This is a genomic window from Nocardia farcinica, assembly GCF_029867845.1.
Lineage (GTDB): Bacteria > Actinomycetota > Actinomycetes > Mycobacteriales > Mycobacteriaceae > Nocardia > Nocardia farcinica_A.
In genome coordinates, this window is sequence record NZ_JARWRU010000250.1 from 1 (window position 1) to 6,491 (window position 6,491).

Here is a 6,491-nt window from a genome sequence, read left to right on the forward strand (position 1 = left end):
GCCATCACCACCGGCCTCGGCTGGGAGCAGGCCTCCGACACCGTGGTCGTCTCGGGCAAGCCGGGCAAGGCCGAGGTGGAGGCGTGCTGGAATCTGGGCGCGACTGTCGCGGCCACGCTGATGGGCTGAGCGGCCGTGTGATGGGGTGGTGAGTCGCCCGCGCTGAGCGGACCATGCCGGCGAATTTTGCCGCGGCTGTGACGAAGTGAGTCGTCGTTCCGATGTTCTCGGTACGACCGAACATAGTTGTTCGTAAACCGTCATACTGAAGCAGCACCGTTTTCAAGCGGTGTCGGCAGTGTAGCGACGATGGGAGTGGAACGTGGATTCCGGTGTGGGAACGCGATATCGGATCGCGTTGGTGGAGGATCACGAGTCGGTGGCGATCGGATTGACCGCGATGCTCGCCGAGGAGCCGGATCTCGAGGTGGTGCACACCGCGAGCACCGTGTCCGGTCTGCTGGAGCGCACCGGACCCGAGTTCGATCTGGACCTGGTCGTCCTCGACCTGCGTCTGGCGGACGGATCGCTGCCCGAGGAGAACGTGCGCACCCTGCGCGAGCGCGGCGTCGAGGTGCTGGTGTTCACCGGTGCGGAGAACCCGTACCTGGTGCGCTCGGCGGCCAAGGCGGGCGTGCTCGGGGTGTTGCGCAAATCCGAGCCGTCGGAGACCGTGGTGGCCGCGGTGCGCCGGGCGGCCTCCGGCGAGCAGGTGGTGACCACCGACTGGGCCGCCGCCATCGACGGCGACCCGCAGTTGACCGAAGTGGGACTCAGCCCGCGTCAGGAGGAAGTGCTCACTCTCTATGCCTCCGGGGAGAAGGCGTCGCGGGTGGCGCGTTTGACCGGGCTGTCCGAACAGACGGTCAACGACTATCTCGGGCGCATCCGCCAGAAGTACGCCGACGCGGGCAGGCCGGCGCCGACCAAGACCGATCTGTACAAGCGCGCCGTCGAGGACGGCTGGTTGCCGGTGCCCGAGCGCGCGCCCCGCGCATGAACGCCCCCGCCGGTGACCGGGCCGGCGGCCGGTTGTCGCTGTGGGCGTGGTCGACGCGGCAGCGGGAGACCCGGCCGCTGGTCGGCATGCGGTCCGAGCCCGCCGCCCACCGGATGGTGCGGCGGATGGCGATCACCGTGGGCTGCGCGGGCGTGATCACCGCCGTGCTGGAACTGCCGCGCTTCCTCGAACAGCTCGTCTACCTCGGTGGCTGGGTGGCGGTCGCCTCGATCGCCGCTTTCGCGCTGTTTCCCGCTCTGACCGTCGTGGCGATGTTCGCCCCGCTGCCGGTGGTCCGGTGTCTGGCGGGCGCGACCGCGCTCGGGTATCTGGCCGCCGCCGCCCTGGTCTCCTTCAGCTTCGACCACTCGGTGCCGGAGTCGACGGCCACCTGGATGTTCCGGGTGTTCTCCCTCGGTGTCATCGTGGCCTCGGTGGCGTGGCGGGCGACCTGGTCGATCATCTTCATGCTGGTGGGCAATGTCGGGCTGGCGTTGGGTGTGCTGACAGCGATCGCCGACCCGTCGGCGCCATGGTTCTTCGGCGTGCTCTTCCGGTCCATCGGCCTGTGCTCGCTGTTCCTGTGGTGCTCGATCTACGCCCAGCGGGGCGCGGCCGCGGTCGACCGGGAGGCCGCGGTCGCGGAGGCCCGTGCCGCGAAGGAGGCGGGCGCGGCCGCGCGCGCCCGGGAACGCGCCCGCTTCGCCGCCCTCATCCACGACGCGGTGCTGTCGACCCTGCTCGACGCCTCCCGCTCCGGCGTCGTCTCGCCGGTGCTGCGCGCCCAGGCCGCCCGCACCCTCGACCAGTTGGACGCCCTGCGCCGAGGCGGCAGCGGCCCGGAGCGGCTCGACGCCGACAGCGTGAGCATGTTCCTCACCGTCGCGGTCCGCGAGGCCGCCCCCGAGGTCGCCGTGCAGGTCACCAGAGCGCCCGGCAGCGAACACCTGGAGATGCCGGTGGACGCGGCGGGCACCCTCACCGCGGCTGCGGCCGAGGCGGTCCGCAACAGCCTGCGCCACGCCGCGGCGGACGGCCGGGTCGTCCACCGCGGGGTCGATGTGACCCTGGCCGGAAACGGCGTGCGGGTGCGCGTCCACGACGACGGGGCCGGTTTCGACCCGCACAAGGTGCCCGTCGACCGCCTCGGGCTGTCGGTCAGCATCCTGGGCCGCATGCGCAGCGTGGACGGCGGCTCGGCCAGGATCGAATCCCGTCCGGGGCAGGGCGCGGTGGTGACCCTCGGCTGGGACGCCGAGTCCGCCCGTGAGGACAGCGTGGCGCAGGTGCCCGGTGCCGAAGGCGGCGACCGGCCCCGGGGCGGCCCGCAGCGACCGGAGCGGCCTGCCCGCGGGCCGATCGGTCGGGCGGACACCGGCGAGGAACGGGTGGAACTCGCGGGCGACGGTGACGGACTCGTCGGACGGCAGAGCGCGGGACGCGATCGCGTGGCGGCGCTCGCCGCGCACGGGGAGGGCATGTGAGGACGGACTCCGCGGCCGATGGTGGCCTACGCGAACTGCTGAATCTCCGGGGGCGCGGCGCCTGGCAGTTCCTGGTGCTGTTGCAGGCCACGCTCGCCCTGTACACCCTGCACAACTTCGGCAGCCTCCAGTTGGCGGCCGGGCTGGTCTCACTGGTGCTCATGGCCGCCGCCGGGGCGATCGTGGTGTTGGTGGAACGCGAGCCGCTGCCCTGGCGAGCGACGCTGTTCGTGCTCGGGGCGGTGCTGGTCGCGTCCGTCCTGAGCAGGTTGTTCCCCCAGGAGGGGGCCACGGTCACCCCGGCGACCATCTTCGCCGCCTCCTACGTGCTGGCGATCCTGGTGCTCTGCGGCCGGTTCTGGTCGGCCTGGTTCGGCGTGGGCGCGCTGGCGCTGGTGGTCTTCGTGACCGACGTGCTCGGCGCCGACAGCCCCTTCGAGGTCGGCGACGTGCCCATGATGACCGTGGCCGCGGTCTCCGTGGCGGTCGCCATCCTCGGACCGACCCAGCGCTCGTTGCGCGTGCTGCGGACCGAGGCCACCCTGCGCGCGGCCGCCGAGGCGACCATGGCGGCGGAGAACGCCGAGCGGGACCGGCAACTCGCCGAACTGGACAAGGTGGCGCGCCCGATGCTCGAGCGCATCGCCCGCGGCGGTGAACTGAGCCGGGCCGAGCAGGAGGAATGCGGGTTGCTCGAGGCCGAACTGCGCGACCGGCTGCGCGCGCCGGAACTGGCCACCGAGGAGATCGGCCGCGCCGCCCGGGTCGCCCGCGCGCGCGGCGTCGAGGTGGTGCTGCTCGACGACGGCGGCTTCGCCGACGTGCCCGACGCGGTCCGCGAGCAGGTCGTCGAGCTCGCCGTCGCCGAGCTGACCCGTGCCGAGAGCGGGACGGTCACCGTCCGGGTGCTGCCGCCCGGCCGTAGTCTGCTGGCCACTGTCCTGGTCGGCGGCGCGCAGGGTGATCACCGGACGGACATCGACCGGGCGGGGCGCACCGAGGTGAGCGCCTGAGACGTCGTGGTCGTGTCGGTGGGGCATGGCAGAGTGCGCCCCATGCGGACCATGAGCGCGGCAGCCGCCAGGCGTACGGCATTGGCGGCCCAGGGATTCGGCAGGCGCGCGAGCAGGTCCGGTCCGCCCACCCGGCGAGCCGTCCTCGACGTACTGTCGAAAACCCAGCTGTTGCAGCTGGATTCGGTCTCGGCGGTGGTGCGCGCGCACTACGCGCCGGTGTTCGCCCGAATCGGCGGCTACGATCGCGGGCTGCTGGACGAAGCCGCGTGGAGCCACAGCGCCCGCCGTCCTCGCAAGCTCGTCGAGTACTGGGCGCACGAGGCCGCGCTCATCCCGGTGGCGGACTGGCCGCTCATGCGCTGGCGGATGGACCGCTACCGGCTCGGCCGCTGGTCCGGGATGCGCGCGGCGCTGGAACGCAATCCGCGTCTCGGCGAGGACATCCTCGCCGTGATCGCCGAGCACGGCCCGAGCGCGGCGGGCGAGGTGGAACGCCATCTCGAACTCGACCGGCCGCGCCCGAAGGGCAGCTGGTGGAACCTCAGCGACACCAAACTGGTCTGTGAGCAGCTCTTCGCCGCCGGCGAGCTGAGCATCGGTCACCGCAGTGGCTTCACCCGCTATTACGACCTCACCGAGCGGGTGGTCCCATCGGAGCTGCGCACGCGCGTGGTGCCCGAGGAGCAGGCGGTGCGGGAGCTGGTCCGCCGCGCCGCCCGCGCCCTCGGCGTCGCCACCGAAGCCGATCTGCGCGACTACTACCGGTTGCGGCGCGCGCAGACGGCGCCCGCCGTCGCCGATCTGGTCGACGCGGGCGAACTGGAGCCGGTGGCGGTGGAAGGCTGGGACGCGCCCGCCTATCTGTGGGCCGAGGCCGTCGTGCCGAGGCGGATGGACGCCGCCGCGCTGCTGTGCCCCTTCGACCCGGTGATCTTCTTCCGGCCGCGCGCGCTGCGGGTCTTCGATTTCCACTACCGCATCGAGATCTACACCCCGGCCGCCGAACGGGTCCACGGCTACTACGTCTTCGCCTTCCTGCACGGCGACCGCCTGGCGGCCCGCGTCGACCTGCGCGCGGAGCGGGCGAAGGGACGGCTGCTGGTGCCCGGCGCGTTCGCCGAGCCCGGCCACGACAACGCCGAGGTCGCGCGGGCGCTGGCCGGATCGCTGCGGGAGATGGCGGACTGGCTCGGACTCGACGACGTGGTGATCGGCGAGCGTGGGGACCTGGCCGCCGACCTCGCCGCTCAGTCCGCGCTCGTGGCCTGCTCGCCGCCGGTCTGACCCCGTCCGGTGTCGGTGTGCCCGGCGCCGGTGTGCTCTGTCGTGTCGTGCTTCGCGGTGTCTTGCTTTACCGTGTCGTGCTTCGCCGTGTCGTGCTCGGTCGTGTCCTGACGCCTGGCCGACCCGCGGGCCGCCTCGCGCTTGGCGCCGTAGCCGCGCATCTGCTCGCGCAGTGCGCCGTCCACCGCTCGCGAGAGCCAGGAATTCAGCGAGACGCCGTTGGCGGCGGCGGCTTCCTCGGCCTTGGCTTTCATCTGCTCGACCAGCCGGAGGGTGACCCGGCTGATGTCACCGGTCATCTCCTCGAAGGTGGGCGGCTCGCCCGCGGTGTCCTTGCGCACGTCGACGGTGACTTCGGCGCCGTTGGTGGACAGGTGGACGCTGCGGTCGGGCAGCTCGCCGCCGATCTCGGCGGCCAGGTCCGACAGCGCCTCGAGCAGCACGAGCCGTGCGGACTGCTCCGTGGCCGCGGCCAGCGCGGCGGCGGTGGACTGGGTCTTCTCGTCCCCCAGTGCGGCCGCGGCGACCAGGTTCTCGCGCAGCTGGGCGGTATAGCGTTCCAGATTCATGACACCAGTGTGATGTCATGCATGGCGTCACGCAAGGAAAGAGATGACATCATCGTGGCAGCACATCGAAGTGCTGCGGAATACGGCGACGGCGCGTAGCGTGGTCACGCTGTCGAAGCTGTGATGGCCACCGGGTAGCCTTTCCGACCATGACGAACGGTGAATCGACGCCCACGGAGCTGCGTGCATCCGGCACGGTGGGTGTCGCGATGGTGACCCCCTTCAGCGCTGACGGGAAGCTCGATGTCGATGCCGGGGTTTCCCTGGCCGCGCACCTCGTCGACCGGGGGGTCGACCTGCTCGCCATCTCCGGCACCACCGGCGAATCGCCCACCACCACCGAGTCGGAGAAGTTCGATCTGCTGCACGCCGTGGTCGATGCCGTCGGCGACCGCGCCACCGTCATCGCGGGCGCGGGCACCTACGACACCGCGCACTCCATCGAGCTGGCGCGCAACGCCCAGCGCGCGGGCGCGCACGGCCTGCTCGTCGTCACCCCGTACTACTCCCGGCCCAGCCAGGACGGGCTGATCGCGCACTTCACCGCGGTCGCCGACGCGACCGATCTGCCGGTCACGCTCTACGACATTCCACCGAGATCGATCATCCCGATCGGTCCCGACGCCCTGCGCACCCTCGCCGAGCACCCGCGCATCGTCGCGGTCAAGGACGCCAAGGGCGATCTCAACTCCGGCGCCGACATCATCGCCAACACCTCGCTGGCCTACTACTCCGGCGACGACTGCCTGAACCTGCCGTGGCTGTCCATCGGCGCGGTCGGATTCATCAGCGTCATCGGCCATCTCGTGCCCGAGCGGCTGCGCGAGATCTACGAGGCGTACAACGCGGGCGACGTGGTGCGCGCCCGCGAACTCAACGCCACCCTGGTGCCGCTCAACGCCGCGATGGCCCGACTCGGCGGCGTCGCGATGACCAAGGCAGGCCTGCGCCTGCTCGGCATCGACGTCGGCGAGCCGAGGCTGCCGCAGCTCATGCCCAATTCCGCGCAAATCGATCAGCTGTCCGCCGACCTGCGGGCAGCGGGGGTACTCGTATGACATCACCGCGAACGTGGTCAAGCCGAGGTCGATACCCACCTCGGACTCGATCGGCGGCAACGGCTGATCGTCCACCTGCA

General features: G+C 71.5%; 6 protein-coding genes and 1 pseudogene. 6 read left to right on the forward strand and 1 reads right to left on the reverse strand.

What is annotated here, in order from left to right; all coding sequences use genetic code 11:
• The 5 genes and pseudogenes from QH283_RS05155 to QH283_RS05175 form a co-directional block, all read left to right on the forward strand.
• Positions 1-129, forward strand: a pseudogene (locus QH283_RS05155) (hypothetical protein); the annotation flags it as partial.
• A 193-nt stretch (positions 130-322) separates the two neighbouring features.
• The gene (locus QH283_RS05160) at positions 323-1,000 is read left to right on the forward strand and encodes a DNA-binding response regulator (protein ID WP_414689571.1); all 678 of its coding nucleotides are present in this window, start codon (positions 323-325) and stop codon (positions 998-1,000) included.
• Positions 997-2,484, forward strand: a complete 1,488-nt coding sequence (locus tag QH283_RS05165; protein WP_280501866.1) for an ATP-binding protein — start codon at positions 997-999, stop codon at positions 2,482-2,484. The genes QH283_RS05160 and QH283_RS05165 overlap by 4 nt, the downstream gene beginning before the upstream one ends.
• On the forward strand, positions 2,481-3,497 hold the full coding sequence (locus tag QH283_RS05170) for a hypothetical protein (RefSeq protein ID WP_280501867.1): 1,017 nt from the start codon (positions 2,481-2,483) through the stop codon (positions 3,495-3,497). Before QH283_RS05165 ends, QH283_RS05170 begins: the two co-directional genes overlap by 4 nt.
• A 42-nt stretch (positions 3,498-3,539) precedes the next feature.
• On the forward strand, positions 3,540-4,784 hold the full coding sequence (locus tag QH283_RS05175; protein ID WP_280501868.1) for a winged helix-turn-helix domain-containing protein: 1,245 nt from the start codon (positions 3,540-3,542) through the stop codon (positions 4,782-4,784).
• Here the strand turns inward: QH283_RS05175 and QH283_RS05180 are convergent.
• Entirely contained in the window at positions 4,748-5,353 is a 606-nt protein-coding gene (locus QH283_RS05180) for a toxin-antitoxin system HicB family antitoxin (protein WP_280501869.1), read from the reverse strand. The genes QH283_RS05175 and QH283_RS05180 overlap by 37 nt on opposite strands.
• 149 nt (positions 5,354-5,502) lie before the next feature.
• Here QH283_RS05180 and dapA point away from each other — a divergent pair, with 149 nt between their 5' ends.
• Positions 5,503-6,411: a 4-hydroxy-tetrahydrodipicolinate synthase gene (gene dapA / locus QH283_RS05185; protein WP_280501870.1), complete on the forward strand. Its 909-nt coding sequence runs from the start codon at positions 5,503-5,505 to the stop codon at positions 6,409-6,411.
• The last annotated feature ends 80 nt before the right edge of the window (positions 6,412-6,491 follow it).

Coding starts and splice junctions, on each gene's coding strand:
- dapA (WP_280501870.1), top strand. CDS start 5,503: ATGACGAACGGTGAATCGACGCCCACGGAGCTGCGTGCATCCGGCACG.
- QH283_RS05175 (WP_280501868.1), top strand. CDS start 3,540: ATGCGGACCATGAGCGCGGCAGCCGCCAGGCGTACGGCATTGGCGGCC.
- QH283_RS05165 (WP_280501866.1), top strand. CDS start 997: ATGAACGCCCCCGCCGGTGACCGGGCCGGCGGCCGGTTGTCGCTGTGG.
- QH283_RS05180 (WP_280501869.1), bottom strand. CDS start 5,353: ATGAATCTGGAACGCTATACCGCCCAGCTGCGCGAGAACCTGGTCGCC.